The following is a 20,446-nucleotide window of genomic DNA, read 5'->3' as shown; positions in this document are numbered from 1 at the left end:
TCCTATCCTAAACTATACAATTTATATTGTACTACTTTTCTGCATTTTGTCAAGGGGCTTTCCCCTCATTTTTTGTGTTTGCCGACATTTTTCCGTTTGTAGCCGGAACCATGCCCACATAGTCCTCCGGCACGATCCGGCACAGAGCATCCCAGAAGGGGGCAGTCAGCTCCACGCCAGCTATCCGCCTGGATGCCACATACCGGCGCAGATCCGTCAAATAAAAGCAAACTCTGGTTTCTCCCGGATGACACCGGCAAAGCTCTGTGACCGCTTTCTGCCGCTTTGCATCATCCGAACGGAGCTTGATGCAAAGCTGCCGTCCGTCAAGCAGCTGTCGGATCTGCTCTCCGGGCTGGAGTTCATTGCAAAGAATGCTGTTTTCTCCATCCCGTGCAGAAATTTTCCCGTGGATCAGCAGCACCTGTTCCGGCTCCAGCATACCGTTACGCTGGGCATACAGAATGGGAAATACCACCGCTTCCATGGTGCCGGACAGATCCTCCAGGGTCAGAAAGCACATCTTTTCTCCATTCCGTGCCACATGAGGCTTGACGGACTGGAGCATGCACAACACACTGGTACCCGTCCCATCCTTCTCATCCTGTAGTTCCTTCAATTCCGGCAGCCGCAGCAGCTTTCTGCACCACTGCAAATGTCCCAGAGGATGCCCGGACAGGTACATGCCCGTCAGTTCCTTTTCCATCCGCAGCAGCTGATTGGGCGGGAATTCCTCCATCTTTGGAATCGGTACGCTTTCCGGCATGGCACTCCCCTGTCCGAACAGATCCATCTGTCCCTGGATCAGGGTTCGGCTGCTGCCCGCCTGGGCGTCCATGATCTGCTCATAGCACATGAGCATTTCCCGACGGTTATGTCCCAGGCCATCCAGTGCGCCGCACCGGATCAAATTGTCCACCGTGCGCTTGCCTACATCCAGCTGTACCATACGTTCGCAGAAATCCAGGAAGCTGTGGTACAAGCCGTGCTCCTGCCGTTCTTGGATCACCTGACTGATAACGCCCTTGCCAAGCCCCTTTACCGCCAGCAGTCCGAAATGGATCCCCTTGCTGCCCACGGTAAAGCCCATGTCACTGACGTTTACATCCGGTCTGCATACTGCCATCCCATATTCCTCACACAAGGCGATATACTCCATCAGCTTGGGCGTATTGCTCAATACACTGGTCATCAGTGCCGCCATATACTGGGGGAAGTAATGACATTTCAGATATGCGGTCTGGTATGCAAGATAGGCATAGGCTGCTGCATGGGATTTGTTAAAGGCATAGGAGGCAAAGCTGGTCATCTGGTCAAAGATCTCATTGGCAGTCGCCTCCGGCACTCCGTTCGCCACTGCCCCGGGACAGCTGACAGTCCCGTCCGACTCCCTGCTGCCCCACAAAAAGGTCTGGCGCTCCGCCTCCATGACCTTGTGCTTTTTCTTCGCCATGGCACGACGCACCAGATCCGCTCTGCCATAGGAATACCCGGCAAGGCTGCGGCAGATCTCCATGACCTGCTCCTGATACACCATGCATCCGTAAGTGACCTGGAGAATGGGCTTCAGCAGCGGATGCGCATAGGTAATCTGCTCCGGTGCATGTCGGTTGCGTATATACCGGGGGATGGATTCCATAGGCCCCGGTCGGTACAGGGAGATCACGGCGATCAGATCCTCCATGCAGGTCGGCTCCAGTTTCGTCAGTACCCGCTGCATGCCGGCGCTTTCAAACTGAAATACACCGCCGGTTTTCCCCTGGGACATCATCCGGTACACCGCCGGATCGTCCAGAGGAATCTGATCGATCCGGAAGTCCGGCTCCAGCTGCTGGATTGCCCGGCAGGCATCCCGGATCACCGTCAGGTTCCGCAGCCCGAGAAAATCCATTTTCAGCAGTCCCAGCTGTTCCAGGGTGGTCATGGGATACTGGGTCACAATGGACTCCTCATTTTTTTGCAGGGGAACAAATTCGCTGACCGGAGCACTTGCAATCACCACACCTGCCGCATGGGTGGTAGCATGCCGGGGCATGCCCTCCAGCCGCTGTGCCATATCCAGCAGCTTATGCACCCGGGAATCCGTATCATACAGCTCCGTAAGTTCCTTGCTGACTTTCATTGCCCCGGCAATGGTCATATTCAGCTCCCCGGGGATCAGCTTTGCCACCCGATCGCACAGGCCATAGGGCAGCGCCATTGCCCTGCCCGTGTCCCGGACTGCCGCCCTGGCTTTCATGGTATCAAAAGCAATGATCTGTGCCACCCGGTCACTGCCGTATTTTTCGATCACATAGTCAATGACCCGCTGCCTGCCCTCGATGCAGAAATCAATATCAAAGTCCGGCATGCTGACACGCTCCGGATTCAGGAAGCGCTCAAACAACAGGTGGTAGCGCATGGGATCAATGCCGGTGATGCCAATGCAGTAAGCGCAGAGACTGCCGGCACCAGAGCCTCTTCCAGGGCCAACCGGCACCCCAATTTGTCTGGCGTAGCGGATAAAATCCCACACGATCAGAAAATAATCCACATAGCCCATTTGCTGGATGACACGCAGCTCATACTGCATCCGTTCCCGGATTTCCGGTGCCGGATCCTCCCCGTACCGACGGTGCAGCCCCTCCCGGCACAGCTGCTGAAAAAAAGCGGTGGTATCCGTCACCCCATCCATTTGAAATGCGGGCAGCTTCAGCTGTCCAAAGGTGAATTCTACATTACACTGCTCAGCGATCCGCACCGTATTGGAGATGGCATCCGGCGCAGCGGAGAACAGCTCTGCCATTTCCGCTCCGGATTTCACATAGAATTCGTCCGTTTCAAAGCCCATGCCGGTGGGATCCTCCACGGTCTTGTTGGTCTGGATACACAGCAGCACATGCTGTAAGGATGCGTCCTCCCGGGTGATATAATGAGCATCATTGGTTGCCGCCAGAGGGATGCCCGTTTCCCGGGACAGGCGGTACAGTTGGGGCAGGATTGTCTTTTGCTCCCGGATGCCATGATCCTGCACCTCAAGATAATAGCTGTCCGCCCCGAAGATCTGCCGGTACCGGAGTGCTGTTTCCTTTGCCCCGGCATAATCCCCGTTCACAAGCCGTCTGGGGATCTCCCCTGCCAGGCATGCGGACAGACAGATCAGTCCCTCATGATACTGCTCCAGCAGTTCCAGATCCACCCGGGGCTTATTGTAAAAGCCCTCGATGTACCCCAAGGATACCAGCTTTATGAGGTTCTGATAGCCGGTCTGATTCCGGCACAGCAGCACCAGGTGATAGGGACTGGTATCCAGCCGATGCACCTTGTCATGGCGGCTCCGGGGGGCTACATACACCTCACAGCCGATGATGGGCTTGATACCAGCTTCCTTCGCCGCCTTCCAGAATTCCACTGCCCCGTACATGCAGCCGTGATCGGTGATCGCCACCGCAGTCTGCCCCAGTTCCTTGATGCGTTGTATCAGCTGCTGGATGCGGCACGCCCCATCCAGCAGGCTGTATTCCGTATGCACATGCAGATGCACAAAATCCGGCATAAATGTTCTCTCCTAAGACTGGGTGCGCAAGGAATCTGCAAGAACCTGGAGCCGCTTGAGACGGTGATTGACGCCGGAGCGGCCAATGGGAGGATCCAGAAGCTCCCCCAGTTCCTTCAGGCTCAATTCCGGGTTGTCCATCCGCAAAAGCGCCATCTGCTGTAAATCCGGTGACAGAGCATCCAGACCCATCCGCTCATCGATCAGTAGAATGTCTTTGATCTGCCGTTCCGCCGCCAGCATCACCTTATTGATATTCGCCATATCGCAGTTGCTGATGCGGTTCGCCTTATTGCGCACATTTTTGAGTATTTCGATATTGATAAAGTCAATGGTACCCTGCTGGGCACCCATAAAGGTCAGCAGATCCTCGATCTGTTCTGAATGCTTCAGGTACACCACTGGCATACCCTTCCGCAGTACCATTTTGGCATTGACACCGATCGCAAGCAAAATCCGGGAAAATGGTTCCTCCAGCTGGGGACAGGGCAGTACAAACTCCAGGTGGTATTCCTTGTTGGGATCCGTCATACTGCCACAGGATAAAAAAGCGCCCGCTGTAAATGCGCCCAGGCTATTGGTCACAACATTGGTCATTTCCAGCGGACGCTCCGGCAGGCTAATATGATACCGCTCCAGTACGATATGCACCTGCTCCGGGTCAGTCAGGGAAACGCTATACAAGGTGCCATGCTGCCCAGTTTCCATACGGGGCTGTACCCGATCCCCGAACACCTGCCGGAACAGCCGGGGCATCAGCTCATAAAATGCCTCCGACTCGCTTTGCATCAGGATCTCATCCTGCCGAAGCTGCCGGGCGAACAGGAGCATGCCATACAAACAGGCGTATGCCTTGTCCTGGTCGGTAATAGTGGTGCAAAGCTCCTGCTTGACCTGATTGGAAAAGGAAATCATACTTCACCGCCTTATGCCCGATCCCTCTGAATATCCCGATGGCTTTTGTGTACGCACAGTCCCTTCTGGGACAGGTAATCCCCGATCAACTCCGCAAAGGTCACAGAGCGGTGCTTACCGCCGGTGCATCCAAAAGCAATGATCAGTTGACTTTTCCCCTCCCCCACATACAAGGGAATCAGAAAATCCAGAAGATCCTCCAGCTTTTCCAGCAGTTTCCTGGACTGGGGGAAAGACATGACGTAATCCCGCACACAGGCATCGCAACCGGAGTGGGGACGCAGCTCCTTCACATAATAGGGATTGGGCAGACAGCGCACATCAAATACCAGATCTGCCTCCGTGGTGGCGCCATACTTGAACCCAAAGGAGGTCAGCTGAATCATCATGGAATCGCTGGTTTTCTCCAGGTACAGAGACTTGACCTGCTCCTTGAGCTGAGAGGTGGAAAGATAGGAGGTATCGATCAGATAGCTGGCAATGCCTCGCAGCGGATTGAGCCGCACACGCTCCGCCGCAATGGCGTCATGGAGACTGCCCTGATACGCAGTGTCCAGAGGATGCTTCCGGCGGGTCTCCTTGTAGCGCTTAAGGATCACCTCATCCGATGCCTCCAGGAACAGCACCTTCACATCCAGACGCTGATCCAGCTTCATTTGCATCAACTGACCGCACAACTCCTCAAAGGATTCCCCGGAGCGAATGTCCATGGCAATCGCCACCCGATCCAGCTTGCTGCCGGACTGCATGCACAAATCCACAAACTTATGCAGAAGCTGTGGCGGCATATTGTCGATACAGTAAAAGCCGATATCCTCCAGCACATGCATCGCCAGAGATTTTCCTGATCCGGACATACCGGTCACAACGGTAAACTGCATGCTGCACCCCCTATTTCAATACGATCGGTTCCAGTTCCAGTTGAAAACCGGTCTGTTCCCGGACAACCTGCTGTACCTTGTCAGCCAATGCCAGAATATCAGCGCAGGTAGCACCGCCCTTGTTGATGATAAACCCACTGTGCTTGCGGCTCACCTCTGCGCCCCCCACAGACAGCCCCTTCAGACCGCAAACCTCAATCAGCCGGGACGCATAATCTCCCTGGGGACGCTTGAAGGCACTGCCGGCGCTGGGATATTCCAAAGGCTGCTTTTCCCGTCGCTTTTCCATGGTCGCCTCCATCACCGAGCGGATCTGCTCTGGATCCCCCGGTTGCAGCTGCAAGGTTACAGAAGTAATGATCCCCCCATTTTCCATAAAACAGCTGTGCCGGTAGGAAAGCTGCATATCTGCCGCATCCATCTGCATCGGATTTCCATTCCGATCCAGGTACTCTGCGGAGACAGCCACATGGGACAGCTCTCCCCCATAAGCACCGGCGTTCATGTACAAGCCCCCCCCCACCGTACCGGGAATCCCGTAGGCAAATTCCAAGCCGGTCAGTCCTGCATCCAATGCGGCGGTGCATATAGCCAGAAGGGAAGCGCCACCCTGACAGACAAACTGATTTTTCTGCCGGGTGATCCGGGCAAAGGCATGGCCGAACAGCAACACCACTCCGTCAAAGCCTTCATCCGGCACGATCACATTGCTGCCCCGTCCGAGCACGACAAATGGGATCTCCTCCCGGCGCAGGAACTGCACCAGGGTCTGCGCAGTCCGGGCACTGTTCACATGCACCAACGCCCGGCATGGCCCACCCACCCGGAAGGTGGTATGCTCTGCCAAGGATACTTCTGTTTCCATCTTGCAGCCGCACTGCTGACACAGGGTCTCCAGTTGATTGATATACGTCATACTTTCTCCTCGCTGTTGTATGGTTTCTCAGAACAGGATATTCCGCTTTTTCGCCACCCATTCCTTCACACGCTCTGCCTCTGCATTGAAAATCAGCCGCTCCGGAAAGTCCAAGCTTTCCAGCAGCTGCATGGATACGGGCACCTGCCCGATGAGGGTGCAGTAATGGCAATCCGTATTCACCACAATGGGTACTTCCAGTTCCTTGCACAGCCGGAAGATTTCATAGGCATTCTGCCGGGAGCCTGGCTTGTAGAGAATGGAACTTTCGTTCAGCTCCACCAGCTTATTGTATTCCTTGAAGCATTTGAGGGTGGGGACATAATCAAAGGGGAAGAAATCCGTGGTACAGTGACCGATCACGTCCACCGCCTCATTCTCCTTTGCAAGCCGCTGGTATGCCCGGGTGCATGCCTCCGTAGTCATGGAGGGCACTACCGGCTTATGCAGGGATGCAATCACCCACTCCATATGCCCCAGTTCTTTTGCATCCAGATCCAGATTACCATCCTCGTCTACAATATTCGCCTCCACACCACGGAGCATGGGAACACCGCAGATCTCCCGTGGAAGGATCTTGTAATTATGAAAATGCCACAGGTGGGGCGCATCCGGCTCCGCAGGCCCGTGATCCGTCAGGGCAAAAAGCCGGATGCCAGCTTCCTTGGCGGACTGTGCAAGCTCATTGATGGTGGAATAGGCATGGGTGGATGCAATGGAATGACAGTGCAAATCAGCTTGAATGTGCATGGATAAGCCTCCTGCTATTGAGTAGTGTTACCTTAAAACTGTTCGTAATTTTTCACGGTTTCCTTGCTGTCCATATCCAGACCCAGACGATCCAGCAATTCCTGTGCCGCATTGTAGCCCATCTTTTTCTGACGATTGTTCATGGCTGCAACCTCCATGATGACCGCAAGATTTCTTCCTGGCTTTACCGGAATCGTCAAAGACGGAACCTTCACCCCAAGAATGGAAGTATACTGGCTGTCAACCCCCATCCGATCATAAATCTTTTCCGGATTCCAAAGCTCCATCTCCACGATCAGATCGATCTTTTCCGTCATCTTGATGGCACCCATACCAAACAGGCGGCGTGCATTGATGATACCAATGCCACGCAGCTCCAGGAAGTGGCGAATGTTATCCGGGGAACTGCCCACCAGGCTGATGTTGGATACCTTCCGGATCTCGACTGCATCATCCGCCACCAGACGATGCCCGCGCTTTACCAGTTCAATGGCAGTCTCGCTCTTGCCCACGCCACTTTCGCCGGTGATAAATACACCCTCGCCGTAGATTTCGATCAAGACCCCGTGCCGGGTAATCCGGGGCGCCAGATTCAGATTCAGAAAGGCGATCAAGCCGGACATAAAATTAGAGGTGCTTTCCTTGCTCCGCAGAAGCGGCACCTCGTACTGCTTTGCGAACTCCAGCATTTCTGCAAAATAGGGCAACTCCCGGGTGATGATCAGCGCCGGCAGCTTCTGTGCAAACAGCATCTCCAACCGGTCACGCCGGGTCTTTTCGTCAATGGTAGACAGGTACGCAAACTCCATCTTCCCGATGATCTGAATCCGCTCCGGATTAAAGTATTCATAAAACCCCATCAGCTGCAGACCGGGACGATTTACATCATTTTCCTCGATCTGAATGTCCTTGGCTTCCTTGTGAATATAAATGGTTTCCAGTTTGAATTCGTCGATGATCTTCTCTAGGCTCACTTTAAACTTATCTGTCATAATGACCCCCTTCTACTTCCGGCAGTGCCAACGGAACGGAACCGCCGCATGTACATAATACCTGATTATATTATACTACACTCTCCCGGATAATTCAAGGCAATACGCAAAAAGCAGTGCCGCTTTTCGCAGCACTGCTTTCCAAAAACATAAAAGTTAGCCGAATACACTCAGCAATACGCCTGCCGCCACAGCAGAACCAATTACGCCCGCTACATTCGGGCCCATGGCATGCATCAACAGGAAGTTGGTAGGATCCTCCCGGGCGCCTTCCTTCTGGGAGATACGAGCAGCCATCGGAACAGCGGAAACACCGGCAGAACCGATCAGCGGGTTGATCTTGCCGCCGGACAGCTTGTTCATCAGCTTGCCCAGCAGAACACCGGATGCTGTACCAAGGGAGAATGCAGCAACACCCAGCAGCATAACCAGCAGGAATTCCTTGTTGATCACCTTATCCGCCTTGGTGGTGGCACCAACGGAGATACCCAGGAAAATGGTGATGATGTTCATCATTGCATTCTGTGCGGTATCCACCAGACGGCTTACTACGCCGCTTTCCTTGAACAGGTTACCCAGCATCAGCATACCCACCAGAGGAGCAGCAGAGGGAATCAGAGAACCGATAATCAATGTAACCGCAATGGGGAAAATGATCTTTTCCGTCTTGGACACCTTGCGCAGCTGACCCATCTTGATGGAACGCTCCTTCTTGGTGGTCAGGGCACGCATGATCGGCGGCTGAATAATGGGAACCAGTGCCATGTATGTATAAGCAGCCAACGCAATGGTACCGGTGTCAATCGCACCGCCGCCGCTGAGCAGCTTACTGGAAACGTAGATCGCAGTCGGGCCGTCCGCACCACCAATGATAGCGATGGAGCTTGCCTCCTTACCGGTGAAGAACAAGCCTGCAAGGATGAAGGTGAAGAAGATACCGCCCTGTGCAGCCGCACCCAGCAGAAAGCTCTTGGGGTTTGCAATCAGAGGCCCGAAGTCGGTCATACAGCCGATGCCCAGGAAGATCAAAGGCGGATAAACCTGGAGCTTAACGCCCATATACAGGATATCCAACAAGCCGCCTTCCTGCATGACTTGCAGATAATCGATCCCTACATGCTCTCCTGCCGCATTCATACCCGTCCACAACTCCGGATGGTACATGCCTGCATTGGGAATGTTGGTCAGAAGCATGCCGAATGCGATGGGCAGCAGCAGCAAAGGCTCGAAGCCCTTCTTGATTGCCAGGAACATGAATACAAAGGAAATCAGGATCATTGCCAGGGACTTTAATCCGTCCGCTGAGGTTACAAATGCATACAGACCGCTTTCAAACCACAGATCCTTCAGGGTTTGCAGCAGCGTTTCTAAAATTATCATCGTACTCGCCCTCTCTCTTTAAAATGGTGTGGTATTGTCCCGCAGCCCAGCCATATACCAGGCGGGTCTTGCGCCCCGAACCGGAGCTTGTTTGGGTCGAATGGACTTTACGGCGTAGGTTGTGCCCTCAGCCTCACCCATGGCAGAGATCGCTGCACAAATCGCCGCAACCACTGCCTGCTCTTCATTCAGATCCGCAGCCGGAGATTTCGGAGCCGGCTTGGGAGCAGGCTTCTGCTCCTGTTTGGGGGCAGAAGGCGCATCCGGCTTACTCTTGTTGGATCGGCTCTCAAAGAACTTTCCAAGCAGGGACACAAATGCGATCAGAATGATCAGCCCAAGGAATACCACCGCAAAGCCGGTCAGTGTGACAGCAATAATACCCGTAAAGGGAATTTTCTCGTTGCCGTTCATTTCCGACATGAAAAGCGGGGCGGCATTTGCCAGCATCATCCAAGTTTTCATATGTATACGCTCCTATCATAAATAAAATAGCACATAAAAACATTATACACGATTTCAGCATTAATTGCAAGCATTTTTTCATCCATTCTACACATTTTTTGTGATGGTTGACAATCCTGCACAGCATGGTATAATGAGTAAAAAAGGAGAAAATAAACTATGCAATATGCAATTCTGATTCTGCTGATCCTTGCCGTCATCCTGCTGCTGATTCTCATATTCCGCCGCAGCCGGGATCTCATCAACGCCATGGAGCAGCAACTATCACAAGCAAAAGACGCCCTGCTGGAACAGGAACGACTCATGCAGCAGGAATGGAGCAGCGGCATGCACCAGAACATCCGCACCATGGGCGATGGGCTGCTGACGGCGGAAAAGCTGGGCAGAGAGGCGCAGGAGCAGCAGCTCAAGCTGATGGATCGGAGCATCGGCACCCGGCAGCAGGTACTGCGGGAGGAACTCAATGCACAGCTGTCCCAGCTGGAAAAACGGCTCCAGACCTTTGAGCTTTCCAGCGAACAGAAGCTGGAGGGCATGCGCAGCACTCTGTCCCGGCACATGACGGATATGCAGGAAACCAACAGCCGCCAACTGGATCAGATCCGGTCAACGGTGGACGAAAAACTGCAAAAGACCCTGGACGAAAAAATGGCGCAGTCCTTTCAGCTGGTCAGCACCCGGCTGGAGGAAGTATACAAGGGACTTGGGGAAATGCAGACCCTTGCCGCCGGCGTAGGAGACCTGAAAAAGGTACTGTCCAACGTCAAGACCAGGGGCATTCTGGGGGAATACCAGCTGGGGGCGCTGCTGTCGGAGCTGCTGGCGCCGGAGCAGTATGAAACGGACATCGCAACCATTCCCGGCAGCAAAAACCGGGTGGAATTTGCCGTGCGCCTTCCGGGAGAGGGTGCAGAACCGGTGTATCTGCCCATCGATTCCAAATTTCACGGGGAAGCCTATGCTCAGCTCCAGGACGCCTACGAGCATGGGGATCCGGCGGCAGTCAAGGTCGCACGAGAGGTACTGGTAAGCCGGCTCAAGCAGTCCGCAAAGGACATCCGGGATAAGTATGTGGAGCCGCCCTACACCACCTCCTTCGGCATACTGTTTGTTCCCTTTGAAGGATTGTATGCCGAGGCAGTCAGCCTTGGAATGGTGGAGATCCTACAGCAGCAGTATCAGATCAATCTGGCTGGGCCAAGCACCATGGCGGCTCTGCTGAATGCGCTGCAAATGGGCTTCCATACCCTTGCTATCCAGAAGCGCAGCAATGAGGTCTGGCAGGTACTGGGCGCTGTCAAGACGGAGTTCCTCCGGTTCGAGGATATTCTGGCTGCCACCCAAAAGCATATGCAGCAGGTTTCCACTGACCTGGACAAGCTGGTAGGCGTCCGGACACGTGCCATCAACCGGAAGCTCCGCAGCATCGAACAACTGGAGCCCCAGGACGCTTCCGCATTGCTGGAGGAGGAACCCCAATAAAGCCAATCGAACATGCATAAAAGAAATGCGCTGTCAGAATTCCGGCAGCGCATTTTTGTATGGAAGTATTGGAAATCTTATACGTTGAACAGCAGATCAGAGTATGGAGGCAGCGGCCAATCCTCTGCGGAAACCAGCATTTCCAACTGATCCGCATAAGTACGCAGGTCGCTCATCGCGGAGAATACCTGGCTGCGGTATGCCTTTGCACACTCCAGCACATCGCCGATCTCCTTGGCTGCGTTGACCTTGCTCTCCAGAGCCTGCATTGCCTCGTACATCTTGGCAGTGTTGCTGTCCAGATCCGCTGCAAGCTTGGTTTCCGCAGAAGCATCCAGACCCAACTGCTTCTTTGCGATGGCGGTATCGCAGATCTTCTTGCCGTATTCCATTGCAGCAGGCAGCAGCTTCTTCTTGGTCATATCCAACATGGTCATGGCTTCGATGTTGATGACCTTGCTGTAATTTTCCAGCAGAATATCGGTACGGGAAGCGATCTCCTCCTTGGTGTATACATGGAACTTCTCAAACATTGCAATGTTCTGCGGATCCATATAATGCGGCAGAGCGTCCACAGTGGATACCAGATTCGGCAGTCCCCTCCGGGCAGCTTCCTCCAGCCACTCATCCGAATAGCCGTTGCCGTTGAAAATGATAGCCTTGTGCTCCTTAATGGTCTGGATCAGCAGTTCCTTCAGCGCCTTGTCAAAGTCCTCTGCCTGTTCCAGCTTATCAGCAAATTCACACAGCTCCTGTGCAACAATGGTGTTCATGATGGTGTTGGTACAAGAAATAGAATCCGCAGAACCCAGCATTCTGAACTCGAATTTGTTACCGGTGAAGGCAAAGGGAGAAGTACGGTTCCGGTCAGTAGCATCCTTCCGGAAGTTGGGCAGAGCGTCTACGCCGATAACAAACTCCAGATCCTGATCGGTCTTGATGTTGGTACCGTTCTCCAGTGCATCCAGTACTCTCTGCAGATCATCGCCGATGAAAATGGAAACTACAGCCGGCGGTGCTTCATTTGCACCCAGCCGGTGATCATTGCCGGCGGAAGCTGCAGACAGACGGAGCAGAGGCGCATACTCATGTACACCCTTGATGATGGCACACAGGAAGGTCAGGAACTGCATATTGTGCAGGGGTGTATCACCGGGATCCAGCAGGTTCTGACCATCGTTGGAGGAAATGGACCAGTTATTGTGCTTGCCGGAGCCGTTGACCCCTGCGAAGGGCTTTTCGTGGAGCAGGCAAACCAGACCATGCTTCAAGGCGATCTTCTTCATCATCTCCATAGTCAGCTGGTTGTGATCCGCCGCAATGTTAGAGGTGGTGAAGATGGGGGCAAGCTCGTGCTGTGCCGGAGCGACCTCGTTGTGCTTGGTCTTGGCATAGATGCCCAGCTTCCACAACTCGCAGTCCAGATCCTTCATAAAGTCGGATACTCTCTGCTTGATGTTGCCGAAGTAATGATCCTCCATCTCCTGACCCTTCGGAGACATTGCACCGAACAGAGTTCTGCCGGTGAGGATCAGATCCTCACGCTGATCGTAGGTCTTCTTGTCTACCAGGAAGTATTCCTGCTCCGGGCCAACCGTGGTGGAAACCCGGGTAGCAGTGGTGTTGCCGAACAAACGCAGGATACGCAAAGCCTGTTCGTTGACTACTTCCATAGAACGCAGCAGCGGTGTCTTCTTGTCCAGAATCTGACCGGTGTAGGAACAGAACGCTGTGGGGATGCACAGGGTATTGTCCTTGATAAACGCATTGGAGGTAGGATCCCAGGCGGTGTAGCCTCTTGCCTCAAATGTGGCACGCAGACCGCCGGAGGGGAAGGAAGAAGCATCCGGCTCACCCTTAATGAGCTCCTTGCCGGAGAAGTCCAGAATCACCTTGCCGTCGCCGGCGGGGGTGATGAAAGCGTCATGCTTTTCAGCGGTGATACCGGTCATAGGCTGGAACCAGTGGGTGTAGTGGGTTGCACCCTTTTCCACTGCCCAGTCCTTCATGGCATTTGCCACCACATCTGCTACATCGCTTTCCAGTGCAATGCCGAACTGCTTGGTTTTCATCACGGATTTGTAGATATCCTTCGGCAGTCTTTCCCGCATCACCGTATCATTGAATACGTTACAGCCAAAATACTCGGAAACGGACGGATGCTTTGCTTGCTCTGACATATGAATTCCTCCTTAAAATAAAAACAGCGCTCCGACACTGACCGATACTGGATCCTGCATAACGGTCAGAATCGAAACGCCATTGTTTCAAATCTTCTGTTGCCATTATACAGCAACTGTGCCGGAATGTCAAGATGCATTCTGGATTTTGTTTCTTTGACAGAATTCTTTCCCCATATTCTTTTCTCATGTGTCAATTCTGACAAATGCATTGGGCTATATCACATTTATATGCACAGAATCCGGCAAAAGCCGTTGGATTCCTATTGACAAACCACTTGAAAATATGATATAGTTTTCTATGGAGTGACATGTGTTTTTCTGTCGCGGAATGTATCAGACGCAAAAGGAGAGTAGGATGAACGAACAAAGACGGCTGATCGTAGTGGATTCCTCCGTTTTGCCGGAGGTCATTCTGAAAGTACTTGCTGTCAAGAAGCTGCTGGCAAGCCGGGAGGAAAAAAGCTCTGCCTCTGCATGCAAGCGCATCGGCATCTCCCGCAGCGCCTACTACAAGTACCGGGACAGTGTATTCTCCTACGATGACAAGATGACCAAACGGATTTTGACTCTGTCAGCGCTTCTGCGGGACGAGCCGGGCATTCTCTCCAGTGTGCTGGTGACTCTGCACGCCTGTGAAGCAAACATCCTGACGGTCAACCAGAACATCCCCATGGACGGGGTTGCAGCAGTTACCATTTCCCTGCGGCTCAGCGGCGGCAACGAGGGCGCATTGCAGCTCCGTACCCGCATTGCACAGCTCAAGGGCGTGGTGGATGTCAAGCTCTTGTCCGGAGAATAAAGAGCAATTCAATGATATGGAAGGAGAGATTGCCCGAACGGGCAGTCACATAAAAGCTATGGCGAAGTTTGCAGTATTGGGATTCGGCGTGGTCGGTTCCGGCGTAGTGGAGCTGTTTTACAAAAACAAAGCCCACATTGAAGAAAAAGCAGGACAGGAAATGGATGTCAAGTACATTCTGGATATCCGCCAGTTTCCTGCAAGCCCCTATAAGGACAAGATCGTGGCAAGCATTGACCCGATCCTGGAGGATTCGGAGGTCACTGCGATTGCAGAGTGCATGGGAGGCGTAGAGCCTGCCTTCACCTATGTCAAAGCATGCCTGGAACGGGGCAAGAGCGTTTCCACCTCCAATAAGGAGCTGGTTGCCCAGAAGGGTGCAGAGCTGCTGGCACTGGCTGCGGAAAAGAACTGCAACTTCTTCTTTGAAGCAAGCGTTGGCGGCGCCATCCCTATCATTCGTCCCCTGCATAAGTGCCTGGCCGCCAATGATATCAGCGGTGTTGCCGGCATCCTCAACGGTACTACCAACTTCATTCTCACCAAAATGATCCGGGACAAGATGCAGTTTGCCGATGCGCTGGCTCTGGCACAGAAGCTGGGCTATGCAGAAAAGGATCCCACCGCAGATGTGGAAGGTCTGGACGCATGCAGAAAGATCTGCATCATCTCCTCCCTGGTGTTCGGCAAGCACGTTTACCCCAAGGATGTTTACACCAAGGGCATTGCCGACATTGCACTGGAGGATGTGGAGCTTGCCGGGCATCTGGGTGGCGCTGTCAAGCTGATCGCCAGCGTACAGCGGCAGGCAGATGGCAGGATCCTGCCGGCGGTTATGCCCATGTTCGTGTCCTATGACAATCTGATCTCCCGTGTGGATGACGTGTTCAACGCAATCATGGTATACGGGGACGCCATTGACAAAACCATGTTCTACGGCAGAGGCGCAGGCAAATTCCCCACTGCCAGTGCAGTACTGGGCGATGTGATCGATGCCGTCAAGCATGCACGCACCGTATTCTCACAGGCCTGGGAACCCTCCGATGACAACAGCTTCCTGGCTCCCCTCGCAGAACGCACTTCCAGAATGTATCTGAAGGTGAGCAAGTGTGATCCCCAGCAGATGTTCCGGAAGCTGTACGACTTTTACGCCTCCCAGAAAATCGCCGTGGATGCACAGTTGTCCCTTGCCCGGCTGAAGGACGGGGAAAACATCGCATTTCTCACGCCTACAGAACTGACGGAGGCCCAGTGCGATATGCTTGTGGCACAAATGACCACAGGGGGCATTCAGGTGATCAGCCGCATGCCGGTTCTGAACTGATCGTCTCTTTTGTGAAAACTGCAAGAAAATTCGCTTAACGGCTTGATTTTTTTATCACTATATGCTATACTATATACATCAAAAGGAAGGCTGGCTGTTCCGTACAGCGGCATTCCAGAGGAGGAATGACAATTGAAACTTATCGTAACAGCAAAGAAAATGCAGATCGCCCAGAGCTTTTCCACATATGCAGAAGGGAAGCTCTCCGCTAAACTGGATCGCTTTTTTGAAGGTGACACAGACGCAAAGATCACCCTGTCCGAGCAGAAGAATCTGATCGTACTGGAGTTGACTGTAAAGGCAGGCAGCATGATCTATCGTGCAGAGCAGACTGCATTGGATAAAAACGATGCACTGGATGCGGCGATTGACAAGATTATTCGCCAGATCTGCAAAAATAAGAGCAAGCTGGGCAAGCGCATCAAGGAAGGCGCATTCCGGGATCTGCCCATGGATGCGGTGGAAGAGCAGGCTTCCTACGAGATCATCAAGCACAAGACCTTTAAGATGCGTCCTATGAGCGTGGACGAAGCCATCCTGCAGATGAACATGCTGGGGCATGCGTTCTTCATGTTCTGCAATGGTGCAACCGGCGCAGTGAATGTGGTTTACCGCCGTGATGACGGAAACTACGCTGTTCTGGAGCCTTCCATCGAATAAATTATGCATCCGGTCTACGAATTATGCGATGCTAATCCAATCCACCTGTTAAACAGATAATACGATTGAAATAACCCCTTAAGAGCGTGAAAAGCCTCTTAAGGGGTTTTCTTGTTATAGTCAAACACAAACCGGCGTAAGACCTCTGATCGTCATCACTTCCATTACCAATGGCACAACACCGCTGGAACACAGCAAAAGCCTCAGCAAGGCTAGTCAGCCATTGGCATCAGTATTCCACACTGCGCCTACTGTTGCTCAGCCAATACAAAGTCATATTTCATTTCCAGTGCGGTGAACAGGCGCTGCATCACTGCATTTGCTGTTGCAATGATATCCATCTGCAAAACCTGTGCGATCACTTCTTCCTGCTTTTCCTTCGGCACATTGTAAGCGCCCAGACTCATGGTCAGAAACCGCTTTAATTTGCGTTTCAGCGTAAAGTAGCAGTCGCACTGCTTGGTCATGTATGCCCGCATGATCCCAGCCGTTCCGATCTCCAGCTCAAAGAAATCCGCTTCCCTGCACTGAGGCAGATAGCTCCCGAAGATCCGATACAGTTCCACCGCAGTTTTCCGGTAAATATACTCAGACACCTGCGGATCCGTATAGGCTTCCGTATAGATCTCCCGGAGATTTTCATTCAACTCTGTCAGAGTGATCTGGATAGAGGTTTCCAGGGCATACAGCAAAACAGGGTCTGCATGCTCACCTGCCAGCTGATTGGCAATACCGAACTGGTTGGAGAACATAAATTCTGTCAGCTCCAGCAGAATGCCGTCCTTGGAGTGAAAAATATTGTAGAATGTGCCGTTGGTTACATCAGCCAGTCGGAGAATCTCCGCATTGGTGGTTCGGCTGTACCCTTTTTCAATAAACAGACGGACGCATACGGAAAGAATCCTTCTCTTGGCGTCCTCTTTATCATACCTTCTTGCTATTTTCAACACCGCTTTCTTCTTGATTGGATTATGATCTAATTATACCATACCTTTTTTAAAATGCAATAGCTTCAGCACAAATTACATACAGTAATTTTTACATTCATCCTGCACAGCCTCCATGGATGCTGCGCACCCATTCTTTTTTCTGTATTCTGTTGGAGAACAGCCCGCAATGCTCCGAAAATGCCGGTTAAAATTAGAGAGATTCCGAAACCCACAGTCCAGTGCGATTTCCAGAACACTACATTTGGTCTGCTTCAATGCCTTGCATGCCATATCGATCCGGAAATGCGTCATATACTCCACCGCACTCAGCCCCACCTGTCTGCGGAATTGGTTCATAAAATAGCTTTCACTCAAATGCACCGATGCAGCAAGCTGCGCAATGGTGATCGGTTCTCTGAAATGTGCTGCTATGTATTCCAGAGCCGGGCGAATATTCTCACCGGAAACACCCGCATGGGGCGGACTCTCCGCCTCCGTTTCCAACAGCCAGAACAAACGAAGCATCTCACTGCGCAGCAGCATATCCAACTGGGGTGTATCCCCTCTGGCACAGGAAAAGATCTGCTCGGTCATGCTTTGCAGAGCGTTATAATAAGGGTGGGGCAATGTAATCCGGGTGGGTATCCGCATACTGCCGGTCACCAGAGGCTGGATGCAAGCGCTGTTGTACCGGTCTGCATCCGATCCGCCCAACAATGCCGGGCTGAACACCAGGGTATCGTATACCTGCCGGGTGCCAGGACAAGGATAAATCGAATGCAGCACATTGGGCTGTGTCAGAATGATATCTCCCTTGGCAGAAGTAAATTTCTCCTCCCCGCAAATAAACTCTGCCGCCCCCTCCCGGATATAATTCAGCTCAAACTCCCGGTGCCAATGCATGGGCACACAGTTGAAGTAATCCGGGATCACACATTCATAATAGCTGAAGGGCTTGGCGCTGGAAGAATGAATCCGGTTTTCCCTGGTATCCGGATGCTGCATGCAATCACCTCAAAATAGGATCGTATCAGAATACGGTAGAATATCAATAGCTTTTTCCGTTCTTTTATCGTATTATATCATACAGAAAGCAAATCCGCAACCCTTGAGAGGAGCAATTTTATGATCCGGAAGTATTTATACGGAACACCCTTTCCCACCAACGCAGTGGTAACGGACATTCCCCCATCCACTGAACAACTGCCCTTTTTTGAAACCGACAGCAAAGGCACCTTCACCTATCCCCTACAGAACGAGGACGTTGTGTATGGTCTGGGTGAGCAGATCCGGGGCATCAACAAGCGGGGCTGGCAGTATGTAAGCTGGAATTCCGACAACCCCAACCACCAGGAGGACACCCGCTCTCTGTACGGTGCGCACAATTTCATTCTCATCAGCGGCAGGCAGACCTTCGGCGCATTCTTCGACAATCCGGGCAGAATGGAATTCGACATCGGCTATACCCACGGCAATCGGATGCAGATCCGGGCAGAAAAAAATGACCTGACAGTTTACATCATCACCGGTCAGGACGAAAAACACATTGTCAAGCAGTTCCGACAGCTCATTGGCAGAAGCTACATTCCGCCCCTCTGGGCATTTGGCTACGGTCAGAGCCGCTGGGGTTATCAAAATGAGCAGGACGTGCGGCAGGTGGCGCAGCAGTATCAGGCTGCCGGCATTCCACTTGACAGCATTTACCTAGACATTGACTACATGGAGCGGTATAAGGATTTCACTGTAGATCAGGAGCGTTTCCCGGATCTGGGAAAGCTGGTACAGGATATGCGGACACAGGGCATCCGGCTGGTACCCATCATTGATGCAGGCGTGAAGATCGAAACAGGCTACGATGTATACCAGGAAGGGGTGGCTCACAATTACTTCTGCAAGAACGCGGAGGGTAAGGATTTCGTCGGGGCGGTATGGCCCGGGCGTGTGCATTTTCCGGATTTTTTGCAGCCGGAAGCACGGGAATGGTTCGGAAAAAAGTATGCAGTCCTGACTGACCTGGGCATTGAGGGCTTCTGGAACGATATGAACGAACCGGCAATTTTCTACACGGAGGATCGGCTTGCGGAAACCTGCAGCGAGATTCAGAGGCTGACTGCCGGCAATATGGGAATTGACGAATACTTCGCCTTTACCGGCATGGTAGCAGGGCTCAACGGCAACAAGGGAGACTACGACAAATTCTATCACAACGTAGGAGGCAAGCTGGTCAAACACAGCGATGTGCACAATCTCTATGGCATGAATATGACCCGTTCCGCATATGAGGCACTCCGGGAGATCTGCCCGGACAAGCGAACCCTGTTCTTCTCCCGTTCCTCCTACATCGGCGCACACCGATACGGGGGCATCTGGCAGGGGGATAACAAGTCCTGGTGGTCCCACATTCTCCAGTCCATGCAGCAGCTGCCCGGACTCAATATGGCTGGATTCCTGTTTACCGGATCGGACACAGGTGGCTTTGGCAGCGATACAACGGAGGATCTGATGCTCCGTTGGCTACAATATGCCCTGTTTACTCCCCTGTTCCGGAATCACTCTGCCAACGGTACCCGCATGCAGGAACTATACCGATTTGATACCCTGCATGCTGCAGGGGAAATGGTCAAGATCCGCTACTGCCTGATCCCCTATCTGTACAGTGAATTTCTGAAAGCCGCCTTAAGGGATGATATGATGTTCAAGCCGCTGGGGTTTGACTTCCCGGCGGATCACATGGCAAAGGAGACGGAGGATCAGCTGCTGATCGGCGATGAACTGATGATTGCCCCCGTATACAAGCAGAATGCAAGGGGGCGGTATGTATACCTGCCGGAGGAGATGATGCTGGTGAGAATGCAGACCTGGGATCAGATCCATACGGAAATCCTGCCAAAGGGGCATCATTATGTAGACATTGCCCTGGAGGAACTGGTGTTCTTTATCCGTCGGCAAAAGGCAATTCCATTTGGAAGACCTGCCCAGAACACTGACTGCATCGATCATTCTGCTTTGCAGTTGCTGGGCTACCCCGGCTGCACCTATGAGCTGTATGCAGACAACGGCATTTCCCCGGAGCCGGAAACAAGCCTTTCTATCACGACTCTTTGATTGGAATACGCAAAAGCGGCGCTCATTAGAGGAGCGCCGATAAAGAAGTATTTAACATTTTAAGATGAGGTTGCGTAACCGCCTTGGTTACGCAACCTTTCTCTTTTTGTCGTACTTCATACTGTCAGCG

Annotated in this window: 16 protein-coding genes; 5 read left to right on the top strand and 11 right to left on the bottom strand. The window is 52.7% G+C overall.

Annotation, left to right across the window (positions count from 1 at the left end; translation table 11 throughout):
• Positions 1 to 49: 49 nt before the first annotated feature.
• From QVO51_RS00990 to QVO51_RS00955, 8 genes are all read right to left on the bottom strand, one after another.
• Positions 50 to 3,535, bottom strand: a complete 3,486-nt coding sequence (locus QVO51_RS00990; protein ID WP_022356864.1) for a DNA polymerase III subunit alpha — start codon at positions 3,533 to 3,535, stop codon at positions 50 to 52.
• Positions 3,536 to 3,547: 12 nt separating this feature from the next.
• Positions 3,548 to 4,450 (bottom strand): DNA-binding protein WhiA, encoded by a 903-nt coding sequence (gene whiA, locus QVO51_RS00985; RefSeq protein WP_022356863.1) that lies wholly within the window; start codon positions 4,448 to 4,450, stop codon positions 3,548 to 3,550.
• 11 nt (positions 4,451 to 4,461) lie between these two features.
• Entirely contained in the window at positions 4,462 to 5,331 is an 870-nt protein-coding gene (rapZ, locus tag QVO51_RS00980; RefSeq protein WP_022356862.1) for an RNase adapter RapZ, read from the bottom strand.
• A 10-nt stretch (positions 5,332 to 5,341) separates the two neighbouring features.
• Positions 5,342 to 6,247 carry a UDP-N-acetylmuramate dehydrogenase gene (murB, locus tag QVO51_RS00975; protein ID WP_022356861.1) on the bottom strand — a complete coding sequence of 302 codons (906 nt, stop codon included), beginning with the start codon at positions 6,245 to 6,247 and terminating at the stop codon, positions 5,342 to 5,344.
• A 27-nt stretch (positions 6,248 to 6,274) separates the two neighbouring features.
• Positions 6,275 to 6,997, bottom strand: coding sequence for a phosphatase (locus tag QVO51_RS00970; protein WP_022356860.1), 723 nt, complete (start codon positions 6,995 to 6,997; stop codon positions 6,275 to 6,277).
• Positions 6,998 to 7,029: 32 nt separating this feature from the next.
• Positions 7,030 to 7,989 (bottom strand): HPr(Ser) kinase/phosphatase, encoded by a 960-nt coding sequence (gene hprK / locus QVO51_RS00965; RefSeq protein WP_015558648.1) that lies wholly within the window; start codon positions 7,987 to 7,989, stop codon positions 7,030 to 7,032.
• A gap of 156 nt (positions 7,990 to 8,145) precedes the next feature.
• Positions 8,146 to 9,369 (bottom strand): sodium ion-translocating decarboxylase subunit beta, encoded by a 1,224-nt coding sequence (locus QVO51_RS00960; RefSeq protein ID WP_022356859.1) that lies wholly within the window; start codon positions 9,367 to 9,369, stop codon positions 8,146 to 8,148.
• Positions 9,370 to 9,387: 18 nt separating this feature from the next.
• Entirely contained in the window at positions 9,388 to 9,834 is a 447-nt protein-coding gene (locus QVO51_RS00955) for an OadG family protein (protein WP_022356858.1), read from the bottom strand.
• Positions 9,835 to 9,993: 159 nt separating this feature from the next.
• Here QVO51_RS00955 and QVO51_RS00950 point away from each other — a divergent pair, with 159 nt between their 5' ends.
• Positions 9,994 to 11,316 carry a DNA recombination protein RmuC gene (locus tag QVO51_RS00950; protein ID WP_022356857.1) on the top strand — a complete coding sequence of 441 codons (1,323 nt, stop codon included), beginning with the start codon at positions 9,994 to 9,996 and terminating at the stop codon, positions 11,314 to 11,316.
• 77 nt (positions 11,317 to 11,393) lie between these two features.
• Here QVO51_RS00950 and QVO51_RS00945 read toward each other — a convergent pair whose 3' ends face one another.
• The gene (locus QVO51_RS00945) at positions 11,394 to 13,496 is read right to left on the bottom strand and encodes a glutamine synthetase III family protein (protein ID WP_022356856.1); all 2,103 of its coding nucleotides are present in this window, start codon (positions 13,494 to 13,496) and stop codon (positions 11,394 to 11,396) included.
• A gap of 358 nt (positions 13,497 to 13,854) precedes the next feature.
• Here QVO51_RS00945 and QVO51_RS00940 point away from each other — a divergent pair, with 358 nt between their 5' ends.
• The 3 genes from QVO51_RS00940 to hpf all read left to right on the top strand — a co-directional run bounded on the left by QVO51_RS00940 (position 13,855) and on the right by hpf (position 16,282).
• On the top strand, positions 13,855 to 14,298 hold the full coding sequence (locus QVO51_RS00940) for an ACT domain-containing protein (protein WP_015558643.1): 444 nt from the start codon (positions 13,855 to 13,857) through the stop codon (positions 14,296 to 14,298).
• Between the two features lie 58 nt (positions 14,299 to 14,356).
• A complete protein-coding gene (locus tag QVO51_RS00935; protein WP_288167690.1) occupies positions 14,357 to 15,622 on the top strand; it encodes a homoserine dehydrogenase in 1,266 nt (421 codons plus the stop codon).
• A 132-nt stretch (positions 15,623 to 15,754) separates the two neighbouring features.
• On the top strand, positions 15,755 to 16,282 hold the full coding sequence (hpf, locus tag QVO51_RS00930) for a ribosome hibernation-promoting factor, HPF/YfiA family (RefSeq protein ID WP_022356854.1): 528 nt from the start codon (positions 15,755 to 15,757) through the stop codon (positions 16,280 to 16,282).
• 248 nt (positions 16,283 to 16,530) lie between these two features.
• Here hpf and QVO51_RS00925 read toward each other — a convergent pair whose 3' ends face one another.
• Together QVO51_RS00925 and QVO51_RS00920 are read right to left on the bottom strand one after the other, a co-directional pair.
• Positions 16,531 to 17,229 carry a TetR/AcrR family transcriptional regulator gene (locus QVO51_RS00925; RefSeq protein WP_276748013.1) on the bottom strand — a complete coding sequence of 233 codons (699 nt, stop codon included), beginning with the start codon at positions 17,227 to 17,229 and terminating at the stop codon, positions 16,531 to 16,533.
• A gap of 75 nt (positions 17,230 to 17,304) precedes the next feature.
• Positions 17,305 to 18,216 (bottom strand): AraC family transcriptional regulator, encoded by a 912-nt coding sequence (locus tag QVO51_RS00920; protein ID WP_022356852.1) that lies wholly within the window; start codon positions 18,214 to 18,216, stop codon positions 17,305 to 17,307.
• A gap of 120 nt (positions 18,217 to 18,336) precedes the next feature.
• On the opposite strand from QVO51_RS00920, the gene QVO51_RS00915 reads away from it, so the two are divergent.
• Entirely contained in the window at positions 18,337 to 20,316 is a 1,980-nt protein-coding gene (locus QVO51_RS00915) for a glycoside hydrolase family 31 protein (RefSeq protein WP_022356851.1), read from the top strand.
• Positions 20,317 to 20,446: the final 130 nt, after the last annotated feature.

It is taken from the genome of Ruminococcus sp. CAG:379 (assembly GCF_000434255.1).
GTDB classification, from domain to species: Bacteria; Bacillota; Clostridia; order Oscillospirales; family Ruminococcaceae; genus Ruminococcus_F; species Ruminococcus_F champanellensis.
Note: the sequence above shows the minus strand (reverse complement) of the source record. Positions and strands in the feature narration are given on the sequence as shown.

Excerpts from the sequence above, each read along its gene's own strand:
- rapZ (WP_022356862.1), bottom strand. The coding sequence starts at position 5,331 with ATGCAGTTTACCGTTGTGACCGGTATGTCCGGATCAGGAAAATCTCTG.
- QVO51_RS00915 (WP_022356851.1), top strand. The coding sequence starts at position 18,337 with ATGATCCGGAAGTATTTATACGGAACACCCTTTCCCACCAACGCAGTG.
- QVO51_RS00935 (WP_288167690.1), top strand. The coding sequence starts at position 14,357 with ATGGCGAAGTTTGCAGTATTGGGATTCGGCGTGGTCGGTTCCGGCGTA.
- hprK (WP_015558648.1), bottom strand. The coding sequence starts at position 7,989 with ATGACAGATAAGTTTAAAGTGAGCCTAGAGAAGATCATCGACGAATTC.
- QVO51_RS00920 (WP_022356852.1), bottom strand. The coding sequence starts at position 18,216 with ATGCAGCATCCGGATACCAGGGAAAACCGGATTCATTCTTCCAGCGCC.
- QVO51_RS00960 (WP_022356859.1), bottom strand. The coding sequence starts at position 9,369 with ATGATAATTTTAGAAACGCTGCTGCAAACCCTGAAGGATCTGTGGTTT.
- QVO51_RS00970 (WP_022356860.1), bottom strand. The coding sequence starts at position 6,997 with ATGCACATTCAAGCTGATTTGCACTGTCATTCCATTGCATCCACCCAT.
- QVO51_RS00945 (WP_022356856.1), bottom strand. The coding sequence starts at position 13,496 with ATGTCAGAGCAAGCAAAGCATCCGTCCGTTTCCGAGTATTTTGGCTGT.
- whiA (WP_022356863.1), bottom strand. The coding sequence starts at position 4,450 with ATGATTTCCTTTTCCAATCAGGTCAAGCAGGAGCTTTGCACCACTATT.
- QVO51_RS00950 (WP_022356857.1), top strand. The coding sequence starts at position 9,994 with ATGCAATATGCAATTCTGATTCTGCTGATCCTTGCCGTCATCCTGCTG.
- QVO51_RS00940 (WP_015558643.1), top strand. The coding sequence starts at position 13,855 with ATGAACGAACAAAGACGGCTGATCGTAGTGGATTCCTCCGTTTTGCCG.
- murB (WP_022356861.1), bottom strand. The coding sequence starts at position 6,247 with ATGACGTATATCAATCAACTGGAGACCCTGTGTCAGCAGTGCGGCTGC.
- QVO51_RS00990 (WP_022356864.1), bottom strand. The coding sequence starts at position 3,535 with ATGCCGGATTTTGTGCATCTGCATGTGCATACGGAATACAGCCTGCTG.
- QVO51_RS00955 (WP_022356858.1), bottom strand. The coding sequence starts at position 9,834 with ATGAAAACTTGGATGATGCTGGCAAATGCCGCCCCGCTTTTCATGTCG.